This window comes from Peribacillus sp. Aquil_B1 (assembly GCF_022603275.1).
Taxonomy (GTDB): Bacteria; Bacillota; Bacilli; order Bacillales; family DSM-1321; genus Peribacillus.
The window spans coordinates 543,681-569,523 of the sequence record NZ_JAKXEE010000001.1 but is presented as its reverse complement, the minus strand read 5'-3'; the positions used below and the strand labels follow the sequence as shown (position 1 = coordinate 569,523).

26 protein-coding genes and 1 riboswitch are annotated in these 25,843 nt (G+C 42.6%); of the genes, 6 read left to right on the top strand and 20 right to left on the bottom strand.

What is annotated here, in order from left to right; all coding sequences use genetic code 11:
• Both MPH60_RS02860 and MPH60_RS02855 read left to right on the top strand, forming a co-directional pair.
• The gene (locus MPH60_RS02860) at window positions 1-651 is read left to right on the top strand and encodes an acetoin utilization AcuB family protein (protein WP_214748659.1); all 651 of its coding nucleotides are present in this window, start codon (window positions 1-3) and stop codon (window positions 649-651) included.
• The gene (locus MPH60_RS02855; protein ID WP_241592508.1) at window positions 644-1,825 is read left to right on the top strand and encodes an acetoin utilization protein AcuC; all 1,182 of its coding nucleotides are present in this window, start codon (window positions 644-646) and stop codon (window positions 1,823-1,825) included. Before MPH60_RS02860 ends, MPH60_RS02855 begins: the two co-directional genes overlap by 8 nt.
• A 91-nt stretch (window positions 1,826-1,916) precedes the next feature.
• Here MPH60_RS02855 and ccpA read toward each other — a convergent pair whose 3' ends face one another.
• The 5 genes from ccpA to MPH60_RS02830 form a co-directional block, all read right to left on the bottom strand.
• Window positions 1,917-2,921, bottom strand: coding sequence for a catabolite control protein A (gene ccpA, locus MPH60_RS02850; protein ID WP_241592525.1), 1,005 nt, complete (start codon window positions 2,919-2,921; stop codon window positions 1,917-1,919).
• A 382-nt stretch (window positions 2,922-3,303) separates the two neighbouring features.
• Complete coding sequence (locus MPH60_RS02845) at window positions 3,304-4,380, bottom strand: bifunctional 3-deoxy-7-phosphoheptulonate synthase/chorismate mutase (protein WP_241592527.1); 1,077 nt, start codon at window positions 4,378-4,380, stop codon at window positions 3,304-3,306.
• Window positions 4,381-4,865: 485 nt separating this feature from the next.
• Window positions 4,866-5,192, bottom strand: a complete 327-nt coding sequence (gene ytxJ / locus MPH60_RS02840) for a bacillithiol system redox-active protein YtxJ (protein WP_241592541.1) — start codon at window positions 5,190-5,192, stop codon at window positions 4,866-4,868.
• Window positions 5,193-5,321: 129 nt separating this feature from the next.
• Window positions 5,322-5,894: a YtxH domain-containing protein gene (locus MPH60_RS02835; protein WP_241592544.1), complete on the bottom strand. Its 573-nt coding sequence runs from the start codon at window positions 5,892-5,894 to the stop codon at window positions 5,322-5,324.
• 45 nt (window positions 5,895-5,939) lie between these two features.
• Complete coding sequence (locus tag MPH60_RS02830) at window positions 5,940-6,449, bottom strand: DUF948 domain-containing protein (protein WP_214748672.1); 510 nt, start codon at window positions 6,447-6,449, stop codon at window positions 5,940-5,942.
• A 229-nt stretch (window positions 6,450-6,678) separates the two neighbouring features.
• On the opposite strand from MPH60_RS02830, the gene MPH60_RS02825 reads away from it, so the two are divergent.
• Window positions 6,679-7,791: an aminopeptidase gene (locus tag MPH60_RS02825; RefSeq protein WP_241592546.1), complete on the top strand. Its 1,113-nt coding sequence runs from the start codon at window positions 6,679-6,681 to the stop codon at window positions 7,789-7,791.
• 52 nt (window positions 7,792-7,843) lie between these two features.
• Here the strand turns inward: MPH60_RS02825 and murC are convergent, their stop codons facing one another.
• The 6 genes from murC to MPH60_RS02795 all read right to left on the bottom strand — a co-directional run bounded on the left by murC (window position 7,844) and on the right by MPH60_RS02795 (window position 16,144).
• Entirely contained in the window at window positions 7,844-9,148 is a 1,305-nt protein-coding gene (gene murC, locus MPH60_RS02820) for a UDP-N-acetylmuramate--L-alanine ligase (RefSeq protein ID WP_241592548.1), read from the bottom strand.
• A gap of 285 nt (window positions 9,149-9,433) precedes the next feature.
• Window positions 9,434-12,277: a DNA translocase FtsK gene (locus tag MPH60_RS02815; RefSeq protein ID WP_405389240.1), complete on the bottom strand. Its 2,844-nt coding sequence runs from the start codon at window positions 12,275-12,277 to the stop codon at window positions 9,434-9,436.
• 418 nt (window positions 12,278-12,695) lie between these two features.
• Complete coding sequence (locus MPH60_RS02810) at window positions 12,696-13,883, bottom strand: amidohydrolase (protein ID WP_241592658.1); 1,188 nt, start codon at window positions 13,881-13,883, stop codon at window positions 12,696-12,698.
• Window positions 13,884-14,003: 120 nt separating this feature from the next.
• A riboswitch (glycine riboswitch) is annotated at window positions 14,004-14,105 on the bottom strand.
• A 254-nt stretch (window positions 14,106-14,359) separates the two neighbouring features.
• The gene (locus tag MPH60_RS02805) at window positions 14,360-15,166 is read right to left on the bottom strand and encodes a DUF1444 domain-containing protein (protein ID WP_241592549.1); all 807 of its coding nucleotides are present in this window, start codon (window positions 15,164-15,166) and stop codon (window positions 14,360-14,362) included.
• 50 nt (window positions 15,167-15,216) lie between these two features.
• Window positions 15,217-15,528 (bottom strand): thioredoxin family protein, encoded by a 312-nt coding sequence (locus MPH60_RS02800; protein WP_241592551.1) that lies wholly within the window; start codon window positions 15,526-15,528, stop codon window positions 15,217-15,219.
• A gap of 109 nt (window positions 15,529-15,637) precedes the next feature.
• Window positions 15,638-16,144 (bottom strand): hypothetical protein, encoded by a 507-nt coding sequence (locus tag MPH60_RS02795; protein ID WP_241592553.1) that lies wholly within the window; start codon window positions 16,142-16,144, stop codon window positions 15,638-15,640.
• A 123-nt stretch (window positions 16,145-16,267) separates the two neighbouring features.
• On the opposite strand from MPH60_RS02795, the gene MPH60_RS02790 reads away from it, so the two are divergent.
• The gene (locus MPH60_RS02790; RefSeq protein ID WP_241592555.1) at window positions 16,268-16,717 is read left to right on the top strand and encodes a YtoQ family protein; all 450 of its coding nucleotides are present in this window, start codon (window positions 16,268-16,270) and stop codon (window positions 16,715-16,717) included.
• Window positions 16,718-16,828: 111 nt separating this feature from the next.
• On the opposite strand, the gene MPH60_RS02785 is transcribed toward MPH60_RS02790, so the two are convergent.
• From MPH60_RS02785 to MPH60_RS02775, 3 genes are all read right to left on the bottom strand, one after another.
• Window positions 16,829-17,698 carry an AraC family transcriptional regulator gene (locus MPH60_RS02785; RefSeq protein WP_241592557.1) on the bottom strand — a complete coding sequence of 290 codons (870 nt, stop codon included), beginning with the start codon at window positions 17,696-17,698 and terminating at the stop codon, window positions 16,829-16,831.
• A gap of 118 nt (window positions 17,699-17,816) precedes the next feature.
• Window positions 17,817-18,338, bottom strand: a complete 522-nt coding sequence (locus tag MPH60_RS02780) for a DUF84 family protein (RefSeq protein ID WP_241592559.1) — start codon at window positions 18,336-18,338, stop codon at window positions 17,817-17,819.
• An 81-nt stretch (window positions 18,339-18,419) separates the two neighbouring features.
• The gene (locus MPH60_RS02775) at window positions 18,420-19,493 is read right to left on the bottom strand and encodes a M42 family metallopeptidase (protein ID WP_241592561.1); all 1,074 of its coding nucleotides are present in this window, start codon (window positions 19,491-19,493) and stop codon (window positions 18,420-18,422) included.
• A 177-nt stretch (window positions 19,494-19,670) separates the two neighbouring features.
• On the opposite strand from MPH60_RS02775, the gene MPH60_RS02770 reads away from it, so the two are divergent.
• Entirely contained in the window at window positions 19,671-19,988 is a 318-nt protein-coding gene (locus MPH60_RS02770; protein WP_076364628.1) for a PepSY domain-containing protein, read from the top strand.
• 46 nt (window positions 19,989-20,034) lie between these two features.
• Here the strand turns inward: MPH60_RS02770 and MPH60_RS02765 are convergent, their stop codons facing one another.
• Window positions 20,035-20,880 carry a YtnP family quorum-quenching lactonase gene (locus MPH60_RS02765; protein WP_241592563.1) on the bottom strand — a complete coding sequence of 282 codons (846 nt, stop codon included), beginning with the start codon at window positions 20,878-20,880 and terminating at the stop codon, window positions 20,035-20,037.
• 140 nt (window positions 20,881-21,020) lie between these two features.
• On the bottom strand, window positions 21,021-21,659 hold the full coding sequence (trmB, locus tag MPH60_RS02760; RefSeq protein ID WP_241592565.1) for a tRNA (guanosine(46)-N7)-methyltransferase TrmB: 639 nt from the start codon (window positions 21,657-21,659) through the stop codon (window positions 21,021-21,023).
• A 253-nt stretch (window positions 21,660-21,912) separates the two neighbouring features.
• Here trmB and MPH60_RS02755 point away from each other — a divergent pair, with 253 nt between their 5' ends.
• Window positions 21,913-22,188: a YtzH-like family protein gene (locus MPH60_RS02755; protein ID WP_241592567.1), complete on the top strand. Its 276-nt coding sequence runs from the start codon at window positions 21,913-21,915 to the stop codon at window positions 22,186-22,188.
• Here the strand turns inward: MPH60_RS02755 and MPH60_RS02750 are convergent, their stop codons facing one another.
• From MPH60_RS02750 to thpR, 4 genes are all read right to left on the bottom strand, one after another.
• Window positions 22,189-22,971, bottom strand: coding sequence for a phosphotransferase family protein (locus MPH60_RS02750; RefSeq protein WP_063232868.1), 783 nt, complete (start codon window positions 22,969-22,971; stop codon window positions 22,189-22,191). It lies immediately after the preceding gene.
• A gap of 292 nt (window positions 22,972-23,263) precedes the next feature.
• Window positions 23,264-24,220, bottom strand: a complete 957-nt coding sequence (locus MPH60_RS02745; protein ID WP_241592569.1) for a diacylglycerol/lipid kinase family protein — start codon at window positions 24,218-24,220, stop codon at window positions 23,264-23,266.
• The gene (locus tag MPH60_RS02740; RefSeq protein WP_241592571.1) at window positions 24,207-25,205 is read right to left on the bottom strand and encodes an NERD domain-containing protein; all 999 of its coding nucleotides are present in this window, start codon (window positions 25,203-25,205) and stop codon (window positions 24,207-24,209) included. The genes MPH60_RS02745 and MPH60_RS02740 overlap by 14 nt, the downstream gene beginning before the upstream one ends.
• A gap of 23 nt (window positions 25,206-25,228) precedes the next feature.
• Window positions 25,229-25,786: an RNA 2',3'-cyclic phosphodiesterase gene (gene thpR / locus MPH60_RS02735; RefSeq protein ID WP_241592660.1), complete on the bottom strand. Its 558-nt coding sequence runs from the start codon at window positions 25,784-25,786 to the stop codon at window positions 25,229-25,231.
• Between the last annotated feature and the right edge of the window lie 57 nt (window positions 25,787-25,843).

Genomic DNA, 25,843 nt, shown 5'->3' with positions numbered 1-25,843 from the left:
ATGATTGTTGAAACAATAATGAATGAGGATATTATCACCCTCACTCCAACGGATACAATCCATAGCGCTGTCTTGATCATCAAGGAGAAGCGAATTCGCCATATCCCCATTGTCGATGACAGCTTTCAACTTGTGGGATTAGTCAGCGACCGTGATATTCGGGATGCTGCCCCTTCTATATTCCGTACCGAAGAATACAAAAATGATTTACAAAAACCACTGTCAAGCATCATGAAAACGGAAATAATCACGGGGCACCCGCTGGATTTCGTGGAAGAAATCGGGGCTGTTTTCTGTGATAACAATATCAGCTGCCTTCCAATCGTAAAGGGGAGGAAGTTAGTGGGCATCATAACCGGTTCTGATTTACTTCATTCATACGTTGAGTTGACTGGAGTCAATCAGCCCGGTTCCCAAATCGAAATCAGAATCCCGGATAAGGCAGGTTCCCTCCATGATATTGCCCATATTTTTAAAAGGCGCAATACGAATATCCTGAGCACCCTTGTTTATCCTGAAAAAAATGGAACAGACTATAAAATTCTTGTAATTCGTGTACAGACGATGAATCCATTTATGGTGGTGGAGGATTTGAAGAAAGAAGGCTATACCGTTTTATGGCCTAGCCTACCGGGGATTTCACATGAATGATATATCCCTTTTCGTTTATTCGGATGAACTCCTTACCTACAAATTCAACGATGAGCATCCATTCAATCAAAAACGACTTAAACTCACGCTTGATTTATTAAAAAAACACCATGCCATCAATGATGATCAAATTATCAAGCCCAGAATGGCAACCGATGCAGAATTGGAACTGATTCATGATCACCATTATGTAAACGCTGTCAGATTGGCAGGCCAGGGAAAGCTCCCCCCTGAAAAGGCTGTAAATTATGGGCTAGGAACGGAGGATACCCCTATCTTCCCCAAAATGCACGAAGCAAGTGCCTTGCTTGTAGGCGGTACCTTGACAGCTGTGGATGCAGTCATGACCGGTCAGTCCCTGCACGCACTTAATCTTGGCGGCGGCCTGCATCACGGTTTCCGCGGGAAAGCCTCGGGCTTTTGCATTTACAACGATAGTTCGGTCGCGATTAAATACCTGCAAAAAAAATATGGGGCGCGTGTCTTGTATGTCGATACCGATGCACATCATGGTGATGGAGTCCAATGGTCATTTTATGATGATCCCGATGTATGCACCCTATCCATTCATGAAACGGGGCGCTACTTATTTCCCGGCACCGGCAATATTAACGAGCGGGGCCAGGGAAAAGGCTACGGCTATTCATTCAACATCCCGGTCGATGCGTTCACTGAAGATGAATCCTGGCTCGAATGCTACAGGGCTTCCTTTAAAGAGGTCATTGAATTCTTCAAACCGGATGTCATATTAACGCAAAACGGAGCCGACTCCCATTATTACGATCCGCTCACCCACTTATCAGCCACCATGAAGATTTATAGGGAAATACCAAAGCTGGCCCACGAAATGGCCCATAAGTATTGCGAAGGACGGTGGATTGCAGTGGGCGGCGGCGGATATGATATATGGCGCGTCGTCCCGAGGGCTTGGGCGAGGGTCTGGCTTGAAATGACGAATAATGATATATCAGGTCCCCTATCAAAGGAATGGCTCGATTGCTGGCAGCCTGAGTCCCCTGTTCCCCTGCCGAATGAATGGGATGACATGGAGGATATATATGAACCCATTCCGAGGAAGCCTGAAATTACCGAGAAGAATGCCCTGACGCTTGAAAAGGTCCTTTATCCCATCAGGTCTTCCAGGCAAACAACGAAAAGCAATGAACAAAGTTAACCAAAAGATCGTTGAAAAACGATCTTTTTTGTTCGGGCAACCATTTGAGGAACAAAAAGAGAGTGCCCTCAGGACACTCTCCAAACCAGTTTTATTTCGTTGATTGACGGTTTTCAATCCGATGTGGCAGGATCACTTTTTCAAGACCTTCCTCCACTTGTTCTTTATTCATCAACTTTGTAAGAAGCCTCATCGCAACCGCACCAATATCATATAAAGGTTGAACGATCGTCGTGATTTGCGGACGCACCATCAAAGTCAATCTCGTGTTATCGAAGCTGATCACTTCAAAGTCTTCCGGTACATTAAACCCTTTGTCCTGAGCGGCATGGACAATTCCAAGCGCCATTTCATCAGCACCGGCGATGAATGCTGTCGGTCTGTCTTCAGCTTCCAGGTACTTTTCAAAAGATTCAATTCCTGAATCATATGTATAATCACCTTCAACGACATAACTTTCATCAAATGAAAGCCCAGCTTCTTTCAATCCTCGTTTATAACCAGTCAATTTCATTTCATTAATCAGCGCGGAAGGGTTTCCGCTTACAAAAGCGATATGCTTGTGGCCTTTTTTAGCGAAGAAGGTCACTGCGTCGAATGCCGCCGCCTCATAATCAATATTGACCGATGGAACTTGTCCGCTTTCATCCACCGAACCTGCCAGAACGATTGGAACAGGTGAATTCTTAAACTCTTTGACATGCTCATCAGAAATGTTGCCGCCCATGAATACGATACCATCCACTTGTTTTCCAAGCATCGTATTCAGCAAATGGAATTCCTTATCTATATTCTCATCAGAACTGCTTAGAATGATATTGTATTTATACATGGTGGCTATATCTTCTATGCCCCGCGCCAATTCAGCAAAAAAGATGCTTGAGATATCCGGGATGATGACCCCGACTGTAGTCGTTTTCTTTGAGGCAAGTCCTCTTGCCACTGCATTGGGACGGTACCCTAACTTCTCAATTACATCTGAAACTTTCTTCCTTGTTGCAGGCTTTACATTTGGATTCCCGTTAACTACGCGGGAAACGGTGGCCATGGAAACATTCGCCTCACGCGCCACATCATAAATGGTTATATTATTCATTCATCCATTCCTCCATTTCTTTCATTTTCCCCATAAAAGACCCGAATTATTTCGGAAAATAATCTTTTATGCGTTTTTCTCTATAAGGAAGATTATTTTAGGAACGATCTGCCTAACAAAAAATGCAGTCCTACTCTCTTCTCAGTCAAATATTCAATACCCTATTCAAGTATAAAATTCACATAGATATCACTTTATGTATGACTCAATCTTCCGAACAGTTCTCATTCTTGTTATTTATCATACGATAGTCGAATCTTTCCTGCAATCCAATAGTGCTCATTTCGAAGCTTTTTCTGCAAAAACTAGTATTTTACCATTAAAAAAAGCCCTTGCCAAGTTGGTAAGGGCTGAAATTAAATCATTTAAAGACTTTCTTAGCTTATACAGTTACCCAGTTCAAACGTTTAATTTCTTCGTAGAATTCATCAAATTGTTTGAAGTCCATTTGCTGTGCAGAATCTGATAAAGCAACGGAAGGATCTGGATGCACTTCAGCCATAACACCGTCAGCACCGATTGCAAGAGCCGCTTTAGCCGTAGGGAGCAGAAGATCGCGACGTCCAGTTGAATGCGTTACATCAACCATGACCGGTAAATGAGTTTCTTGCTTTAAAATCGGTACAGCAGAGATATCAAGTGTATTTCTTGTTGCTTTTTCGTAAGTACGGATACCGCGCTCACAAAGAATGATGTTACCATTGCCCTGCGACATGATGTATTCCGCTGCATGAATGAACTCTTCAATCGTTGCAGCCAGTCCACGTTTTAAAAGAACTGGTTTATTTACAGCACCTGCCGCTTTTAGCAAGTCGAAGTTTTGCATGTTGCGCGCCCCGATTTGGATGACATCGATATGATCGATCGCCGCTTCGATATCATTGGCACTCACGATTTCACTGATTACAGCCAAGCCGTATTCATCAGCAACACGTTTAAGTATTTGTAACCCTTCCAAACCAAGCCCTTGGAAGTCATATGGAGATGTACGTGGCTTAAATGCACCGCCGCGCATCAATTTCAAACCTTTAGCTTTAATGACTTCCGCCACCGCAGCTGTCTGTTCATAAGATTCAACGGCACAAGGTCCGAAAACGAAGCTAGGGATCCCGTTACCGACCAATTCACCTTTAATGTTGATGATCGTGTCTTCAGCCTTTTGTTTTCTCGATACAAGAAGCGTTTTCTTCTGATCATCTTTTTGTAGCTCCAAGCCCAATTTAAAGATTTCTTTGAAAATATGTTTAATCGAACCAAGATCAAGCGGTCCTTGATTATTGGCTTCGATAAGATCCAGCATTGTTCTTTCACGGACCGGATCGTAACGGTTTACACCTTGTTTTTCTTTAACGCGACCAATTTCCTGTACAAGTTCAGCACGTTGATTAATAAGATGTAATAACTGAAGGTTCACATCATCCAGTTGATTACGAAGTCCATCAAGCTCTTTGTTGCTCATTACAAATCCATCCCTTCGTTTTTTAAAATAGAAATCGGTTCAGCGGACTCAAACTAAAAAAATCCCATCTGGATCCTCGAACATCCACCCCGATTGTATTATCAATGAAAAATTTAGAATATTTCATGTATGATTAAATCAATTATAAAGGAAGTGCCCATAAATGTCACGATATTTTTCTTTAATAATTAAACGCTTTTAAGCATTAAAGTTATAAATACATAAAATCAGGTGTTACACATGCAGGAAAAACGATTTAGACTGAATATTGGAACAATCCGTTGTAGGCATTATATTGGAAATAGAACAAGAAAGCTATCATTTAATTGATATTTTATCTCAAAGAGCATTGGACCATGATCAAATCGGCTGCCACTTGAACAGGAAGGGCCTTTAAAGAAAGGTTTCCCCTGGAGATCGTTTAAAAATCCTATGGAAATAATAAAAGGCCGGAACCCTTGCCAAAGGGATCCGGCCTTCATGATTCATTCAGTGATGGCCTTGCTCAATGAATCATATGTAATACGCCAATGAGACTCATTCCAGGCCGGTTTTCCATTTTTAAAAAGGATGGCCTGAGGTGATTGATGTTTGATATCAAATGTTTCTGCCACATAATTGGATAGTGGACGAGCTTCCTGAACGGCTAAATAGGCCGTTTTAATTTGTGCATTCTCTAAAATGTACCTCTCATATTGTTCAAATGCTTCAGCGCTGACCGGGCATGTTACGCTATGCTTGAAAAGCAGGAATGTATCCTCTTTTAGAAGCTCATTGAATTGTTCTTCTGTTTCGATTTTGCTCATGACCATAATACAGTCTCCTTTCCTTGTCCATATAAATTTTACCATCAAAAAGGCGATGAAGCCATCGAAGCACTTCACCGCCTTATTCTTCGTCCCTTTATGCCCCTTCATCCCCATTAAAGGAATTCAAGAATATTATTTCTTTAGATTATTCTCTGTTTCATCAAATGCCTTTTTCGCTTCATCTAGCTTTAATTTTGCCGCATTCTTGTTTCCGCTTGTAGGATCGGCAGGATTATTTGCCGAATCATTGCCGGTAGCAAAGTTCGTTTCGACGGATACGATAGGAGAATCGGAAGTTCCGGTTACATCTATATCCTTATTGCTCGAATTCGTCGTATCATCAGCAGCGTCGCCGTTTTCTTTACCCGTTTTTAGGTTTTTCACTTTATTGACGATATTTGAAGATTTATTGGAAACGATTTCCGTGACAGAGCTCGTTTTCTCTTTTGCAGTATCAGCAAGGGATGCACCTTTTTCCATCGCCGTTTGTCTTAATCTTTCTGTTTTCTCTGAAATGTTTTTAGCTTGTTCATTGAAGTCATTCCTTAATTCCTTGCCTGCTTTCGGGGCCATGAACAATGCTGTAGCCGCTCCGATCATCCCGCCGATCAAGGCGCCAATCATAAAGTCCTTCGAATTGATCGAGTCGCGTTCGTCCTCATATGATTTCTGATATTCCTTTGTCGCGAATTCTTTTTGAGTCATAATACATTCCCCTTTCAATTTTAAGTTCATTTTTTTAACTAGCTTTTAAGATCTGGAACGTAAAAACCTTTTTTTAGGCAGGTTATCTGTTTCCAGCGCTTCCCTTTCTAATTCCGCCCTTTCGGTTGGGGTCGGGGCGGCCTGTTTGCTTCTGGACTTCCATTTGTCCCTTATCTCCATGGCTACATTGCTCCATTGTACAATTTGTGAGATTCGGTCTTGATTATTATCAATCTCAGCCTGCACTTTATGGGAAACCTTTTGGATGGAAGAATTGAAGCTAGAGATGGATGTACCTACATCCTTCACGGCATCCACCACAGTGTTCAGGTTTTCTGACTTATGCTGCAAATCTTCAGCCAACGTATTCGTTTTATGTAATAACTGAGTAGTTTCCAGCGTTATGCCTTGCATTTGGCTCTCTAATCCTGTCAGCGTCCGGGCCACACTGTCCAGGGTAGTTTGAAGTGATGTCAGTACCTTTGTCAGGAAAATGACAAGTACCAAAAAAGCGATCGCTGCAACAGCAGCACTTACGTATAAAATAATCTCCATTGGAACACCTCCGAAAAAATTCGACTTATTTAATAGCTGTTAGATATTAATTACCCCTTCCCTAGTATTATAAACGTATTTATTTTTTCAATATACCCTATCAAACCCTAATCTGGAAATATTGTTGTCTCCATCCAGTTCTTCGGTGAAATTCATGGGTGACACTTATGGCAGGAAATCGGGTATGATAGAAAAGATAAGTCGAATTTAAACAATGGAGGTATTTTTTATGAAAGATCCCAGAATTGGTACATTGGCCAAAAACTTAATCAATTATTCCGTGAAGCTTCAAAAAGGTGAAAAAATCTTGATAGAAAACTTCGGATTGCAGCGTGAGCTTGTTAACGCACTTGTGAATGAAGCCTATGCAGCAGGTGGTTACCCATTCGTCCTTTTAAAGGATCACCAAGTGGATCGTGCCTTGCTGATGGGTGCCAAAGAAGAACAGTACAAGCTGATGGGTGAGTTTGAAGCAAACGTAATGAACCAGATGGATGCTTATATCGGGCTTCGTGCCGGGGATAATATCAATGAACAATCCGATGTCCCTTCAGAGAAGATGGCGATTCATGGACAGACAGTCGGTAAAGTACATAGAAATATCCGCGTGCCAAAAACAAAATGGGTCGTACTTCGCTACCCGACAAATTCAATGGCCCAATTAGCCAAAATGAGCACAGAAGCATTCGAAGATTTTTATTTCGAAGTCTGCAACCTCGACTATGGCAAAATGAGCGCAGCAATGGACAACCTTGTTGAATTGATGGATAAAACGGATAAGGTCCGCTTAACTGGGCCCGGTACGGATCTAACCTTCTCCATCAAAGACATTAAAGCCATCAAATGTGCGGGTGAGCTGAACATTCCTGACGGTGAAGTATATACGGCTCCGGTTAAAGATTCCATCAATGGAGTGATTTCGTATAATACTCCGTCCCCTTATCAGGGTTTTACTTTTGAAAACGTGAAGTTGACATTCAAGGATGGAAAAATCGTTGAAGCGGTTGCGAATGATACGGAACGCATCAACAAAATTTTTGATACTGATGAAGGCGCACGATATGTCGGTGAATTTGCAATTGGTGTAAATCCTTATATTCTACACCCGATGCAAGATATCCTCTTTGATGAAAAAATTGATGGAAGTTTTCATTTCACTCCCGGACAATGCTATGATGATGCCTTTAACGGAAACCATTCAGACATTCACTGGGACCTGGTCAATATTCAGCGTCCTGAATATGGCGGCGGGGAAATTCATTTTGATGACGTCTTGATACGTAAGGACGGACGATTCGTTATACCTGAACTGGAAAATTTAAATCCAGAAAATTTAAAATAACGTAAAAACCAATAAAAAACGACCGACCCGCTCTAACGGGTCGATCGTTTTTTTATTTTACCTGCAGTGAATGCTCATAGGCAGCTTGGAACTTTTGAATGTCCCCCGCACCCATGAATAACACGACACTGTTTTCATGATTTTGCAATATTGATGTTGTATTCTCCGTAATCAGCTCGGCACCGGGAATCTTATCTTGAAGATCTTCAATCGATAACTTCCCTTGATTTTCACGAGCAGATCCAAAAATTTCACATAAGTATACTTTGTCGGCCAAATTCAAGCTGTCGGCGAATTCATCAAGGAATGCCTGAGTTCTCGAGAAAGTATGCGGTTGGAATACCGCAACAACTTCACGCTCTGGATATTTCTGACGCGCCGAGTCGACAGTTGCAGAGATCTCGGTCGGATGATGTGCATAATCATCAATGATGATCTGGCTTCCGATTTCCTTTTCTGAGAACCGGCGTTTAACTCCTCCAAAAGTCCGCAATTGGGCTTTCACAGCTTCCGTATCCAAGTTTTCATATTTACAAAGTGCAATGACACCAAGTGCATTCAACACATTATGCTTTCCAAAAGTAGGAATAGTGAATGTATCATAGTAATTGTTCCTTACATGCACATCAAAAGTCGTGCCATCCGGAGTGACGGAAACATTTTTCGCTTGAAAATCATTTCCTTCTGCAAATCCGTAAAAAATAACCGGTACTTTCGCCTGAATATGTGGTAAATGTTCATCATCCCCGCACGCAATGATGCCTTTGTTGACTTGAAGGGCCATCGTTTGGAAAGCCTCGAACACGTCTTCGACATTGGCATAATAATCAGGATGATCAAAATCGATATTCGTCATGATTGCATAATCCGGATAATAGGAAAGGAAATGACGGCGATATTCACATGCTTCGAATACGAAGTAATCAGAATTCACGATTCCTTTACCTGTTCCATCCCCAATCAAGAAGGATGTCGGTTTAGCGCCCCCCATCACATGGGCAAGTAAGCCGGTCGTCGATGTTTTACCATGCGCTCCCGTAACCGCCACGCTGATGAAGTTTTTCATGAAATCACCTAGGAAACGGTGATAACGGATGATCGGCAAATCAAGTTCTTTTGCCTTCACGATTTCCGGATGACTATCCGGAAAAGCATTTCCTGCAATGATGGTCATTCCAGGTTGAATATTTTCCTCGTTGAAAGGAAGGATTTTAATCCCGGCTTTTTCTAATGCCAATTGTGTAAAAAATTCTTTTTCGTAATCGGAACCCTGCACTTCAATATTCATATCATGCAGTATTTGTGCAAGAGCACTCATACCCGACCCTTTAATTCCCACAAAATGGTAAGCAGTCATAAAGCGAACCTCCACCAATCGTCTACCTGTATGACAGTATATGACGTCATCTTTTATTTGTTTTTTCATTACGAGACTTGTTAGTAACGCAATTTCTTCATAGGTTTTTCAAGCTTATATTTTCAATCATTCATCAACAAAAAACTATTATATCACTTTTTTATTCATTCATCCATGTCAGGCAGATGCCAATTTATCAAATCATTGGCTTTTCCCTTAAATAAGGTGATAAAAAAGGGTTTTCACCCTTTCACATTATATACAATTTCCTTTTATTAGGTTCTCTTAATTAACATGTAAAAATTCCAGTTCTTCTTCCGTAATCAATACATCCCTGGGCCTTGAGCCCCTGGATTCGGAAACTACTCCATGTTGCTCCATCATTTCTATTAGGCGTGCTGCACGGTTATAACCGACACGGAAGCGCCTTTGGACACTAGATGCAGATGCAGCCTGCTGGCTCACGACAAATTCACAGGCCTCGAAAAAAAGTTCATCCGCTTCTTCCGTGACCTGGGCCCTGTTCAGCAAGTCTTCCTGCTCGAACAGGTATTTTGGCTGCTGCTCCAGTTTAACATGGTTGACGACTTGGTCGATTTCTTCATCACTCACAAAAGTCCCTTGTAGGCGCACCGTTTTTGAAGAGCCGTTTTCAGCGAATAACATATCTCCTCTTCCCAATAATTTTTCTGCACCGCCGCTATCGATGATCGTACGGGAGTCGACTTGTGAAGAAACGGAAAAAGCGATCCTTGTCGGGATATTTGCCTTGATCAATCCAGTTATGACATCGACTGAAGGTCTTTGAGTGGCTACAATCAAATGGATGCCGCAGGCACGGGCCTTTTGGGCAATCCGGCAAATCGCTTCCTCTACATCAGCCGGGGACATCATCATTAAATCCGCAAGCTCATCGATGATCACCAGGATATAAGGCAGTTTGCTTGAATATTGACCGGCTTTTTCCGCTTGGTCATTAAAGCGGGTGATATCACGGACACCGGCATGTACAAACAATTCATAACGCCGTTCCATCTCCTCTACAGCCCACTTCAACGCAGCCGTAGCGGCTTTTACATCGGTTATGACTGGACTGACCAAATGCGGGATCCGGTTATATGGGGCGAGCTCGACCATTTTCGGATCGATCAACAGCAATTTCAACTCCTGCGGCGTCGCTTTATAAAGCAAGCTTACCAGCATGGTGTTGATACAGACACTTTTCCCCGATCCCGTTTGCCCGGCTATCAATCCATGCGGCATTTTTCTCAAATCCGTGATGATCGGCTGACCGGATATATCGAGTCCCAAAGCCACAGCAAGCGGTGATTCATGTTCTTGAAACTCAGTACTTTCCAAAACCTCCCGCAAAAATACCGGTTTGCTTTTCCTATTCGGAATCTCGATGCCAATTGTATGTTTACCCGGAATAGGCGCTTCCATCCGCATATCCTGAGCAGCAAGGCTTAATTTGATATCATCCATCAGGTTCGTCACTTTATTCACCTTCACTCCCGGTTCCGGATGCACCTCGAAACGAGTTACTGCCGGTCCTTGAGTGACATTGACGACCTTTGCACGGACATTGAAATTTTTCAATGTCTCATCAAGTAATAAAGTCTGTTCCTCGAGCCACACATCATCATGAACAGCATAAGTGGGAGGTGTCAGCAATTCGATATTCGGAAACACATAGTATGGATTTTCATTTTCATCCGCTTCCACGGAGCCAAAAACTGCCGGGTTTTCGCCCTTACTGCTTTCTGCCGCTGCCTCTGTATAAACTGCTTCTTGATACCCGGTTCCAGAAATGGGGGATTCCTGTTCCAATAGCGGCTTAAGGTTGGAACCGATGTTGGATTCGACTGTATTATCAGGCACGGCGACGGTTTCGGAACCAACCTTATTGTCCAAAAAGGATGGTGAAATGGCCGGAGTCTGCTCTTTCGGCATATCTCTGCCTTCCTCCGGTTTCCGTTCAGGAATCGCGGATGGTTTCGCTTGTCCCGCCTCCATTTGGGCAGCATCATCCATTGGCCGCTTATCAGGTGAAACTACTGCCCTTTCCGAATTAAGGCTTTTTTTTTCCGACATCATTTTATTCATGAAAACATTTTTTTCCCGGTCTTGCTTAAGCATCATCACATTAAATGGGATATGTTTTTTCGGACGTTTGTGCTGCACTTCAGAAATTGCCTCAGATGGGTCTTCAGGCATTGTCCCTTGACTAACGGATGGTTGATTGGATTGTACAGCAACCTCCCCAGGAACCGATATCGCTTCAGGCAGTGTGTCGTCCGTCTGTTCCATGATGGATACAGCGACTTCGCGTCCAAAATCGACTTCGTCCTGTCCAATAGCTTCTTTTTCCACCGCAGGCTCCGTTATGTTAGGCTCGATTACTGCTTGTTCTGGCACTGTCTCAATGGAATTCCTGCGAAAGAAAGCGGGTATCTCCGAATCTTCCCGTTTTTCTTCCGCTAGTTCCGGTATAAGTATGGATGGTTCTGTCGTCAATTCCTCATGTGACACTTCTTTTGGGATTTCAGGAATCGATACTGGAGTCCCGATATCGGGTTCTTCTTTTTTAAGGATAGGCATTTTGCTTTCCAGTTCATATTCGACAATTTCTTCAGAAGCGACTATTTTTTTTTCCGGGCGACGGAACCCATAAATGGGTGAAGGGATCTCCGTCGGGCGGAATGGAGTATTTGAAGGGACTATTTTTGAGACTTCCTCCCGTTCAAAGTTTCTCCGTTTTGGTTCAGGATCCCTCACCGGCCTTCTCGTTTCTTTGGCCGCTTTCCCCTGTTTAGGTTCATGATCTTCCCTGTTTCTTTCCCGAGGTTTTCTTTTGTTCTGTTCACGGTCTGGAATGAGCGGAAATTTGAACTGTCCTTTTGGATATTGAAACAGGATTTTCGTATCCGGGTCTGGCGTCTGCGTCTGCGACATCTTTTCCACTTTTTGATTGTAAACCTTTATTTCTTCTTCCTTTGACTTCGAAAGCTTTGAAAAATCCATTTTCCTTAATGTCTCTTCATCAAGCGGTTCATCTATAATAATTTCTTCGATTTCGATAATTTCCTCTGCTTGGAACCATTTTTTCATCTTATTTAGCCATTTCAAAACTATCACTCTTTCTACATCTGTAGTTATGTAACTAATTCTACCAGTTATTTTAAAAATATCGAGAAAATTTAAGCTAAATTGGGATTAGTATCTATTTTTTTATCGCACTCTTACTAACTTAACGTATTTCGCAGAACTCCTACCCTATTAAACCCCTTCTGAAATGAGTTTAAACCTCCCCATCGCGAAATAACATTAGCCCCTAGTCTACTATTTAAATAAAACATCGCTGTTAAATCGCGTTTACAAAGAGATTAAGTTTTCATGCAGCGCAAGAAGCAGACTGGTCAATTCATTGAAGCATCCTTCACGAAACCTCCGGTGGCATCCTGAAACCCATAAAACACCGTTCGTTAATACCGAACGGTGTTTTGTGGGTTTCTGCATTTTTTTGCAAACAAATATACCAATGGGACTATTCCCATTCATAAAAATTGCATACAACCTGGGCCACTGATTTGGATGCGATCAAAAGGGCATCTTCATCAATGTCGAATTTAGGATGGTGATTGAAATATGCCTTCTCCACCCCTTTCGGTTTACAGCCAATGTAAAAGAAGCAGCCAGGAATCTTTTCGGCATAATACGAAAAATCCTCTGAACCTGAGAAAACCGGAAATTCCAAGACATTTTTAATGTCTTTGTCATTCATGCTTTCCAGACTATTTTTCACGAATCCAGTCAGTTCAGGGTCATTATATAACGGAGGATAATCAGGCACATATGTTAGCTCGCACTGAACATCAAATTCCGTTTCTATCCCTTTGACGATGCGGTGGATTTCCTTATCGATCAGCTGTTGAGTCTCTGATGTCATATAACGGACATCCCCTTCAATTTCTATACGATCTTTAATGACATTAAAGCTTCCTTTTCCATCGAAGGAGCCGATTGTGACCACGCCCATATCAAAAGGGTTCAAACGGCGGCTGATTACAGTTTGTACGGCTGTCACGAAGTGGGCGCCTGCCACAATGGCATCATTAGCCATATGCGGGGACGAACCATGGCCGCCTACACCCTTTATCGCTAGCTTGAAATAGGTCCGTCCAGCCATCGAATAGCCGCCGTGATATCCGACAACTCCTGCTGGATGGGACGGAAATAAGTGGATTCCAAAAACGGCATCCAGTTCATCCAAAAACCCTGATTCCATCATGCTTTTTGCTCCACCTGGGGGCGTCTCTTCTGCATGTTGGTGAATTATTTTGATCGTACCGGATAGGGAAGCTTTAAGCTCATTGATGCAGTCTGCCAGAACCAATAAGTAAGCGGTATGACCATCGTGTCCGCAGGCATGCATGACACCTTCATTTTTTGAACGGAACGGAACTTCCGCTTCTTCTGTAATCGGCAATGCATCGAAATCTGCACGGAGACCTATCGTTTTCCCAGGTTTTCCGCCTTCGATTGTTACGATGATCCCTAATCCATTTCCTACATTCGTTTGAATCGACACATCCTTTCCCTTATAAAAATCAATGATATATTGTGCCGTTTTCTCTTCTTTGAAGGATAGTTCCGGATTCTCGTGTAAATGACGGCGGATTTGAACCATTTCCCCTTTACGGGCTTCCAGCATGTTCATTAATTTGCTTTTCACGTTCACGATCATTCTCCCCCTTATTTCAAGTTGAGCATATTAGTAAGTTCCATGTTCGCTGCAAACCTTCTTATACAAAGTGCCAAATAAAAAGGGCAGAGAAGATTGCGTAAACTTACCGCTTCCTTCTCTGTCCTTTTACCTGAGTGTTTGCCTCCATTTCGGTCATGGAGATTTCCCCGTTGGTGGCACTCTTCCTGCGCGCTCTCCAGAGTTACGTCCAGCTGCGGTTCCATTTACCTGAGAGATTTGCTCCAAGGTATATTTTTGGAACTTGCTCCTTTGGTGGCTCAAAGCTTTGCACACTCCCACAACGTTCATTTGCTCATTCTATTGTTTTATTCCATATTTTCAAAATACTACAATTATATTATCACCGATTAAAAAATAAATATCAACTCTAAGTGTAATAAACTCTATTAAACTTTAAAAGGACCGCTGCCAGATGCTGACACGGTCCTTATGTATTCAATATATTATTGTTCACGCTTTTTGTTTTTACCCATGATGAAGATGGGCTCCAACTCATTTTCTTCGTAAAGAAATGATAGAGCCGTTATTGGAACATGACCGCTGGCAAAGAAGCTCATCGCCATTTGCGCAAGAATGTCATAGCCCGTATCATTCTTCACATCGGCAATGATGATGACGTCCTGATGGGGAATGGCCACAGCCATGGTTCCCTCGATCTTGTCCTTCATTTCCCGAAGCCATGATTCATTCAGGATCCTGCTGGCATCATATCCATCATTCGTGTTCAAAAAATAAAATGCATTACCTGCAACGATATCCGACTTCATTTCAGTGGAGAGGGAACGGGCATTGAAAAGGGCAATTTCACGGATCCTGTCACCCTGCCAATTTTCCCGTTGAATCATCTTTTCATCTATAAGACGGTAGGTTTTTCCTAAATCAAGGGCATAAAAAACCCGGGTTTCAGCCGTATGCTCATCGAATAAAAATGGATTTCCTTCTTCCGATTCCATTGGAAAGGAGGTCGAGCGGATGACTGGGAAAATGAATTTCTCCTTGCCTTCCATGCTGTGTTCTCCCCCCATCACATTCAGGGCCTCTTCCACGTAATAGATAATTTCATCGATGGCCTTTTCCTGTACGTTTTCATAGTTAGCAAGTACAGGAGGCAGCTCGATGGTGATACCCTTTCCGGTCTTCACATTTTCCACCCGTAACGTATCTTGCTTGCTATCGAATTTGAATGTGCGATTTTCATCTTTTAAACGTTCCTTCAGAATATTTTTCAGCTTCGTGCTGTCCATTTTCATGACTGACCCTCCTCTTCATTGAAAAATCCCCAGCGAGAAGGGGATTTTGATTATAATGATTGAATGAATTCCTCAATTTGTTCTTGCGTTTTGCGATCCTTGCTCACGAATCTGCCTAGCTCTTTACCATTCTCATACGCGATGAAACTTGGTATACCGAATACATCATGAGCCGCACACACATCGATGAATTCATCACGGTCCACATGAATGAATGTAAAGTCTGGAAATTTCGTTTCAATCTCCGGCATTATCGGTTCGATGACACGGCAATCCCCACACCATGTTGCTGAAAAAAGAAAGATATGTTTGCCTTCATTTTTCAATGCATCATATTGCTCAACGGTTTGTAAATTTTCCATTTGTATATTCCTCCTGCTCTAAATAACACCTTAGTTTTTATAATCCCATCATACCAGACTCTCCAGAAATCAACCATTAATACGGATCGGTTGAAAGGCAAGGGTCCGCTTATTTCTGAGGCACGGATGAAACGATTTCCATCATTTGTTTTGCATCGGTTTTTAATTGGTCTTTATCCGTTTCGGTTGTCAGCTTCACCCCGCCGATCCCCACCGCAAGCTCATACTTTTCTTTCGGTATCTCTTTGATCGAGATAAAGCCGAATTTATCATCAGTCTGAAAAGAATGCAGCATTACATTTTGATCATCTTGTTCCTTTATCGCCAAATATAACACGGAGCTGTCTTCTTTTTCATTTGGATTGACAAATAATATATAAATCTTATCATCTTTTTGTAAAATCAAATTATTATCATGTTCTTCCACTACTTTAAAATCCTTTGGCAGATAGACCTGAATTAGCCCAGCCTCTTGATTGGGCTGTTTTTCATCGTCACGAAAAGCCACTTCAGCAGCCTTCATTGCCTTTTCGGTTTGTCTCTCGATACCTGAGCAGCCCACGATCAAACTGCTTATCAACAGGAAAACAAGAAAATTCTTATTGGATAAAGCCATCGTCATTCCTCCAGCCGTCTCTTTTACTACCTTATGGATAATATTATCCTTATTTACGGAATTCATCCATTTTCTAAAAAACATGGTACAATGAAAGCAATTTTATTATCGAGGAGGAAAACAATGAAGTTAATCGTGTATCTTGCTGGGGAGATCCATTCAAATTGGAGAAGTGAGCTGAGAGATAAGGCCGCTGCACTAAAGCTTCCTTTAGAATTTGTAGGACCGATGGAAAATCATGAACGCTCCGATAATATCGGTGAAGATATCCTCGGGGAACAGCCGAATCCCATCCTGAAGGATGCGGCCGCTTCCCAAATCAATAATTTGCGAACAGGTCTTTTGATGAAAAAAGCTGATCTTGTCGTCGCTCTGTTTGGCGAGAAATATAAACAGTGGAATACTGCCATGGACGCAAGCACCGCCATTTCCCTGGGTAAACCGCTTATTTTGATTCGTCCGGAATCCCATCATCATGCCTTAAAGGAATTATCGGAAAAGGCGAGTGTCACGGTAGAATCCGTTAACCAAGCCATGAAGGTTCTTTCTTATATTTTTGAAGAAGGGCTGTAAATCCTATTGTCCCTTAACTGTCCAGCTCAAGTATGGAGGACTGATCATTTTAAAGAAACGAATAAAAAGCTTGCAGGGCCTCCCCTGCAAGCGAAAAACGAATATTTTACCTTATCCCTTTTTAATGGGAATCCAAATTTCGGAGTAATAGTCAGGGTTTGAAGCGTCGTCATTCGCGTACACTTCCAATTCTGGAGTTCCGGCATGTTCATAACCGCTGGTAGGGAACCATTCGGAAAAGATTCGTTTCCAAGCTTGTTGGATGCTATCAGGCATAGGTCCGTGAACTTCGAATGCTACCCACTTGGAAGCCGGTAACGTAAGGGTTGAAAACTCTTCAGGCACTTTCCCGGAATACTCTGCACCTATCCAATAATCCATCGTTTCATTTTTTTCCACCGCCCGCTTATCGACACATACACCAATCAAGCCATCTATTTCGCCATTGTTCAATTTCGCTAACCTATCACTTGTTCCATCCGAATTCACTTTCTCCCACAACTTTGGAATCCCGATCAAATTCTCTTCATTAACCAAGGAAAACTCCTGCTTGATTCCAATCAATTGAAAGGAATCCCTTTCAAGGATATTGTATTTCATCGGTTTTGCCCCTTTCAGAATTACCTGTATCACCAGGCGTTCATAGAATTTCAGCTTCCCCATATACTTTCGGGCTTCGCTTGGAGATACCCCATGCTGCCTTCGAAAAGCTTTCGAGAATGCCTCGGGGGTGTCATAGCCATACTTGTAGGCTAAATCAATGACCTTGCCATTTGTTGATGAAATCTCCTGGGCAGCTAAGGTCAGTCTTCGACGACGGATATAGTCACCAATGGTTATATCCGTTAAAATGGTGAATGTCCGTTGAAAATGAAGTGCCGAGGCATTCGCCTGCCTGGAAATGCTCTCGATTGTCAGGTCCTCCAATAAGTGCTCCTCGATATATTCGATGGCCTTTTGGATTGATTCAACCCACCCCATTTCGTTCCCCCCTTGTCACTATACTAGCAAGGCCGCTCAATAAAATCCTGTCCGTTCCTGCTCTGTTTTGGCAGTATTCGTTTCCATCATTCGAAACCCGCTTTTCCATGACAGTGATTCAAAAATCCTGCTTTTTCATTTTCAGCTTATACTCGTGTTGACCGGCAAGCATCCTCATGATATGAAGGAACATTTCCTCCCTGGTGATTCGCTCATTTGTAAATACGCCGATCGCTCCTTCCTTTTTGCTAATATTCTCTTGCCTTGTGAAGGCGTCCATCACCGGGCCCAACTCTTCACCGTCCAGCAGCTTCTCAGCAACAATTCCCGGAACTGGGATTCTCGCTCCGGCAGCTACTAAGACCTCACCGTCCCTTGTTGCCATTGCACCCCAATTACACAAAAACAGGGATTGTTTCATTTTCACGACACCGCCTTCAAGCCCGATGCCCATTTCGGCATCACTGTGAATCAAGCAGTTCCTGGCACGTGTCATTGCCCCCTCCATCGTTTCCTCGTCTGAAAAAGGCTGTTCCGGGACCCCGCTCTCCACTTGAAGCGAAATGATTTCTGCATCTTCATATACACCAAGCACGGCACTAACTTTCGCCGGGTTTTTACTGCCTACTGCTATTTTCAATATTATTACCTTCCTTCTATGTAAAAAAAGCTGATGGAAAAGGATACATGACAGCATCTCTTTCCATTTCAGCTTCTACCATCAACCGTTATTAATCAAGGTCTCGAATGTCGTTTTATCACAGGAACGAACCAATTTCCCAATCAGCTCACGTGCAGCGGCATAATCATCAATATGAATCATGGATGCATGTGTATGAATATAGCGGGAACAAATGCCAATCACCCCGCTTGGAATGCCTTCGTTTGCAATATGGACTTGCCCTGCATCCGTGCCGCCTTGGGAAACGAAATATTGATACGGAATCTCATTCGACTCGGCCGTATCAAGGATGAATTCCCTCATGCCGCGATGAGTGACCATCGAACGATCAAAAATGCGGAGCAATGCCCCTTTTCCCAGCTGACCAAATTCATTTTTACTGCCGGACATATCGTTCGCCGGACTTGCATCCAAAGCGAAGAAAAGATCCGGTTTGATCATATGAGCTGCAGTTTGCGCACCCCGTAATCCGACTTCCTCCTGGACGGTTGCCCCGGAATATAAGACATTCGGTAACGTTTCACCTTTTAAATCCTTTAACAATTCAATCGCAAGTCCGCAGCCATAACGATTATCCCACGCTTTTGCGAGGATTTTCTTCTCATTGGCCATCGGCGTGAATGGACAAATCGGTACAATCTGCTGACCTGGCTTAATACCGATTCTCTTAACATCTTCCTTATCATCCGCCCCGATATCAATCAGCATATTTTTGATATCCATTGGTTTTGAGCGTTGCGACTCATCAAGCAAATGAGGCGGAATCGAACCGATGACACCAATGACCGGACCGTTATCGGTTATGATTTCGACTCTTTGGGCCAAAAGCACTTGACTCCACCAGCCTCCTAGGGTCTGAAAGCGAATCATTCCATTTTCCGTTACGGAGGTGACCATGAATCCCACTTCATCCATGTGGCCGGCAACTAGTACAGTCGGCCCATCTTCATTGCCTCTTTTTACGCCAAATATTCCGCCAAGGCGATCCTGGACAATTTCATCCGAATACTTTGTCAGCTCACTTTTCATGAAACTCCGAACTGCATGTTCATTTCCCGAGGCTCCCGGTAATTCCGTCAATGTTTTAAAAAGCTCCAAAGTCTCATGATTCATTTTTCTACCCCTAACCTATGTATTGTTTCTTACTATTTTACAGAACTTAGCATCGTGTTACACTAGAAAGTTCTAATTTATCAGTTAATGGGTAAAATTTCAAATTATTAGTCAAATAAAGCGTTCTTCTGTATACTGAAAGAAGTGATTTTAAAAAATGCAATGGAGGAGAAATCAATGAATTGGAAAACGTTTTTACTGGGTACTGCAGCCGGGTTTGCTGCGGGCTATGCGACAAAACAACTATTGGATCAATCAAGTAAACCTTCTCCCGATAAAGTCTTGGCCCAAGTGAAGGAAACAGTCAAAAAAGATGGAAATATATATGGCTCATGGATCTTGATGAAGCCGGAGAACTATACAAAAAATGATTTGGACTATGAAGTGTACAAAGGCGGGATCACCAGAAACACGGAGGGTAAACGCGAGCAATTCGAATTTGTTGCAGATGCCTCAACAGGAACGATATTGGAGCTTAATGCGCAAAATGATTGAAACATAAAAGGAGGGCCGTCATAATGACGTCCTCCTTTTCTCTCGCTTACCGCTTCCGTTTCAATTCGTCTATTATCTCCTTACCCGTTTCATCCCATTTGATGGCACAGTATTGGGCATCATGGTAAAAGCTGTACCAAGACCCATTTTCCAGTCCGGATTTCATCCACTTTTCCTTCGCTTCGATGGAAGTCATGGGATAATCATCATATGCGAGGACCCAGAGGACATTCGCATGGGCGTGCGTCGGCATGATATCTGCCATGTGAATCAATCTATCCCCGCCATCCTCAATGATGATGATCGCATGTCCATCACTATGTCCGCCAGTATGGATCATTTTAATCCCGTCCGTAATTTCCAGCTCACCTTCAAAAGGACGTACAAAAGAAGCGACAGCCTCCCAGTTTTCTGCCCAATATGTACTTTTTGAACGAATATTCGGGTTTTTCATTTCATCCCATTCAGTTTGGGTCGTAATGATTTCTGCACGTTCAAAAACAGGCACCCACGTTTCACCTTCACGTTTCGTCAACCCGCAGGCATGGTCGAAATGTAGATGGGTCATTAAAATGTAATCGATATCATTTGGCTGAAGCCCAAGTCTGCTAAGATCTTCGACAAGATTGGATTCCTCCGTCACCCCAAAATTCCGTTTCTGCTTGTCATTCAGCTTTCCATTGCCAATACCGGAATCTATAAGCATGTTCAATCCATTAGCCTGCACCAAAATCGGATCCGTTCGTAGTTCGATTTGGTTATTTTCGTTAACAGGATACTTCTTGGCCCAAAGCGGTTTCGGTACAACACCGAACATTGCACCGCCATCCAAGTGAGTCACACCGCCATTCAACCATGTTAATTTAATTTCCCCTATTTGCATCTTTTCCATTATACCCCTCCTCTTCCTTTAGTTTAACACCCACTTCCATATATTGAAATCGATAACAATCAAGTCACCCTTCTGAATGAAGTACACCGCCTTAACAAGGAAAAAAACCAGATGCTGTGCACCTGGTTTTTAATCGATGATTATTGGAACATTGCTTCCAATCGGTATATCCGGTTGCCTTTACTCGAGAACTTTTCTTCATATTCAGTCATGATATTACCTTCAAAATTGCTGTTATGCAGATCAAGGCTTACATATTTCAAGAGCATGCCGTATTCGGAAATACTCTTCAAGGAAGATTCGAATAACCCTTGGTTATCCGTCTTGAAGTGGATCTCGCCTTTGTCTGGCAGGATGCCTTCATATACTTCGAGGAAGGTCTTATACGTTAACCGACGTTTTGCATGACGTGATTTCGGCCACGGATCAGAGAAATTCAAGTAAACGCGATCCACGTCACCTTTTGCAAAATAGTCCCCCAAGTTCGCTGCGTCAACATTCAACAGCTTTAAATTTGGAACATCCGCTTCAATCAGCAAGTCCAATGCAGCTACAATGACGCTTCCATATACTTCAATTCCAATGAAATTCACATCAGGATGGGCTTTTGCCATTTCTGTGATGAATCGGCCTTTGCCCGTACCCACTTCAATATATAACGGATTATCGTTACCGAAAACTTCATGCCATTTACCTTTATGGCTCACTGGCTGATGAATTACATATTGTGGAAAATCATTCAAACGGTCTTCAGCCCAAGGTTTATTTCTTAAACGCATGATGACACCCCTATTTATAATATAATCGTTCAAACCATACCACGAGTGGATGGATCCCTGCAAGTTGATTTTTTCAGGAAACAGCCTGCATGCACCGACTTAACAAATAAAAAAACTGCCGGCCATCCAGGCGACAGTCTCTGTAGTTTTCATGTATAAAACTTATCGCAAAACACACCATAAATAAGTGAAGGGCAGGCAAGAACCACCTGAGAATCCCTTGAATCCATATTTAAGAAAGGAGTGGTATTATATGCCGCTTTCCCATGAACATCAAATGTCACTATTGAAAGATATATTGACCAATCATCAATCAGACTGCTGCGGATCCGTTTCTGAATGTGAACAGGTTGAAAGGCTCGTCAAATCCTTAATGGTCAATATGGATATTGACAGCAATGTGAAAACGATACTGACGGAGATTTACGAATACAGCCAGACTGGCATCGGCACCGCCGATTTAGATGCACATATTTCAACCCACCAGAACGACTTGTCCCAGTGGGTGGATGATATAGATCAATTCTGATCAGCCAACCATCAATAATGCTTCCAGTTTTTGCAGTAATTCATTTCTTTCCTCGTACCGCTTTCTGCGATGATGCCATTGGATGGAAAGCACAAGTTGTGAAACCGTGTGCCATTTCATCCTCATCTCCAGACCTGCGTCTAGCTTCTTGCCGTAGCGGGCAAGCCATTGATTCCATTCTTCCCTTGGGACATATGAATATAGGAGTATGCCGAGGTCAATGGCCGGGTCGCCAATGACCGCTCCGTCCCAATCAATCAAGAACAATCCGTCGGTTTCAGTCATGAGCCAATTATTATGGTTCACATCACAATGACAAACGACCTTTTCATCGCATTCAATCAACAGGAGATTATTCTGTAAAAAATGGATGGCCTGCTTAATAATCGGAATATCCGTAACATCCGAAGATAACCCGGTTTCTATGTCTGTAAGTATACTTTCAGGTCGTAAAGGGGATTTCCCAAGCCTTTTGAGCATGCTTAACAAAGGATCGGATTGATGAATTTTTTGAAGCAGCTTTGCGACTCTTATATTGTTCATTTCCTGCTGAGATAGCTCCCTGCCTTCCATCCAATGCTGGGCCGTAATTACATCCCCGTTTTCCAGGCGTTTTGTCCACATTAACTTTGGAACAATGCCCTCAGCTGAGAGAACAGCTAAAAATGGCGATGAATTTCGTTTAAGGAAGAGCTTCTGTCCCTCTTTCTCGGCAATAAAGGCTTCTCCCGTAGCTCCTCCAGCAGGGGATATATCCCACTCCTGACCTAATAAATGTTCCAACTGGTTCACCTTCGATTTCCTCGCTTAATCATACAAATGTGGGTACGTTCACCTAGTGTATGTATTACCACTACTTTGAGTCCATGTTTTATAAAAAATCCGCCTGCTGGCGAAGCTGCATATATACTTGCATCGGGATGATACCCGCAATTAAAAACATCCTCATTTTAGAGAAATAAAAAAATAGCTATTGAGCAATTAAACAATAGCCATAAATTAAATTTTAGTTGAAAAACGGTTTCTTCGTCAAGTACTATAAAACGATTATACGCATAAAACAAAAACAAATAAATCATTTCATATTTTTGTATGGGATATCACCCTTGAACATGACGCGCATTTTCTCTTTCAGAACCACTGCAGCTACTTCGTCCCTACCAACAATTTCTCCATCAGACTGGATTTTTACTGACCCATGATTCTTCATTTTTATCATTTTACCAGAAAAAGAATCAACATTTTTAATGTTGAGGTGACCGCCCCATAAAACGGTGATGAAGACGGTCAATAATTTCAACAAAGTAATATCATGGACCGCAATCACGTTCAACCTTCCATCATCCACCTTCGACATCGGTGAAATTTTCATTCCACCTCCAAAGTAGGGCTGATTCGCAATGACGATGAACCATACCTTTTTCAAAAGATGCCGTTTTCCATCAATGATCAATTCCATGCAGCTGGGCTTGTAAGAAAATAACTTTTTTATAAAAATGAACAGATAAATTAATTTACCCGCCCTGACAAAATTAAACCATTTTTTCAGAGGGGAACGGTTTGCTTCATCGGAAATTTCAGCATCAATGCCCATTCCCAGGCTGTTCACGAAATAACCCACCTTGCCATTCGTCTCGAACTGTCCAATATCAATGGTATTAAAGGCATTATCCTGAAATAAAGAAAGGGCTTCTTCCATACTCTCAGTTTTTTGAATGCCCCTTACATAATCATTGCCGGATCCAGCCGCAAGGGAGCCGATGATTGCGTTAGGGAAACCCATGGCGCCATTTATCATTTCATTAATCGTGCCATCTCCCCCGACAGCAATCACCCGGGTATCCTGATTCGTCCCTGATAGAATTTTCTTCGTCAATCTTAGCGCATGCCCCTTTTCCCGTGTAAAAAACACCTCATGGGGAACAGCTTTTGATTTCAGTATTTCCTCGGCTTTTTTCCAAATCTTCAAACTCTCTTCATTTCCAGCCATTGGATTGACAATGAAATACACTGTTTCATTAAGGTGCGGCATGCTCATTTCCTTCTGTTTGGTTATCTTCAGCTTCCCATTCAGGTCTCAGGCTGGATGTAGTTTGGCAATATTCAAGCAATGCCTGCGCCCCTTTTAACTGCTGCGCCTTAAGAGGAGACGATATTGCCCGCATCCTTTCAAACCATTCCGCGAAGGTCCGTTTATCCAATATCGTAATATCATAAGGGGCTTCGGGATAATCCACATATCCATTCCGGGATAAAATCACCTTTTTAATCGGCATGTTCACTTCATATAGCTCAAATAACTGGGTGACGATGTTCGTCATCCGATTTGCGCCCAACAAAGGATTGAGCACTTTTTTATCAGGATGCTTATGATGCCTGCGGACCCAGAACCGATCACTCGAACCGATGAATGCAGCTTCTTCTTCCGCTTCCAGAAAAGTGATGCACCAAGCATCAACAGGGGTCAATAAAATGACTTCGACTTCAACAGGCGCATTTTTCAATAGAAAGATAGGTTTATATAATACGAGAAACGTATCCGGAAAACGCTGCAGAAAAAAGCGGAGCCTCTCATCCAAAAAGAATGATTGGTCCACAAATGACTTTTCACGAAGCGTCGAACTCCCCCATTTCATTTGAAAGCGGAGCAATTGATTTAAATAATTTTGCTTTAATTCATCCAGACTGGCCGGTTGGAACGGAAATCTTAACGAAAAAACATTATTATCTTCGATTTGGTTCGGTATTAGCAGTTCTTCTGCTTCTGCCTCCTGTTTACCCCGGTGGAAGATGCCTTTCACCTTTTTTAACAGGCCCTTTGACTCTTCCTGAGGCGGATCGAATTTAACTTGTGTTTCAGTATGTTCGCTATACAACCGATCTAGCTCGCCCGCATGATAAGCAGCCTTCAACTTATCCCATTGCTGTTTTTTCAACCGTGCAAATTGTGTTGGATAACGATAAATATCCTGCTCATACCGGGAAATATAATCCTGAATCTTTATGAGCTGTGCCATTCGACCACCACCCATCTCTCTCTCTATTTTTGAAGGTTTATCGTGAAAACCTTCTCGTATGAAGGGGAAGCTCCAAGATGCGTTTGATATAACGCAACCTGATCTGCTTCAAAATGCTTATCCTTCAAATTCGCTATCTGGCGGACACTCTCCAACGAAAAGGGACTTTCACCCTCGAATTTTCTTGCCAGCGTTATATGAGGCTTAAACGGCTTCTTATCAAGTTCAAAACCCGCTTCGATACAAGAATTATAGACCTTCCTTTGGATGGCAAATAGCCTATCTTGCTGCTTGACGCCTGCCCATAGGATCCTTGGACTGTCACTCCTGCCAAAACCGCCGATATCGCCGAGCTCCAAGCCGAATGAATCCTCATTGGCAAGCTCGCTTTTCACACGCCCCATGGCATCCTCTTTCAATGTATCGGGAGCATTGCCCAAAAATGCCATCGTAATATGATAATCGGCTGGATGCAGCCATTTCTTAAATGAAAATTCTGGCTTCAGTTGTTCCGTAACAGCATTTAAATGAGCCTTAATATCATCAGGCAATACTAAAGCAAAGAAAAAATGAGTATTCATGGTCACTTATATTCCTTCCTATTTTCCCTTTAATTTTACCATAATTCCCATTGCATA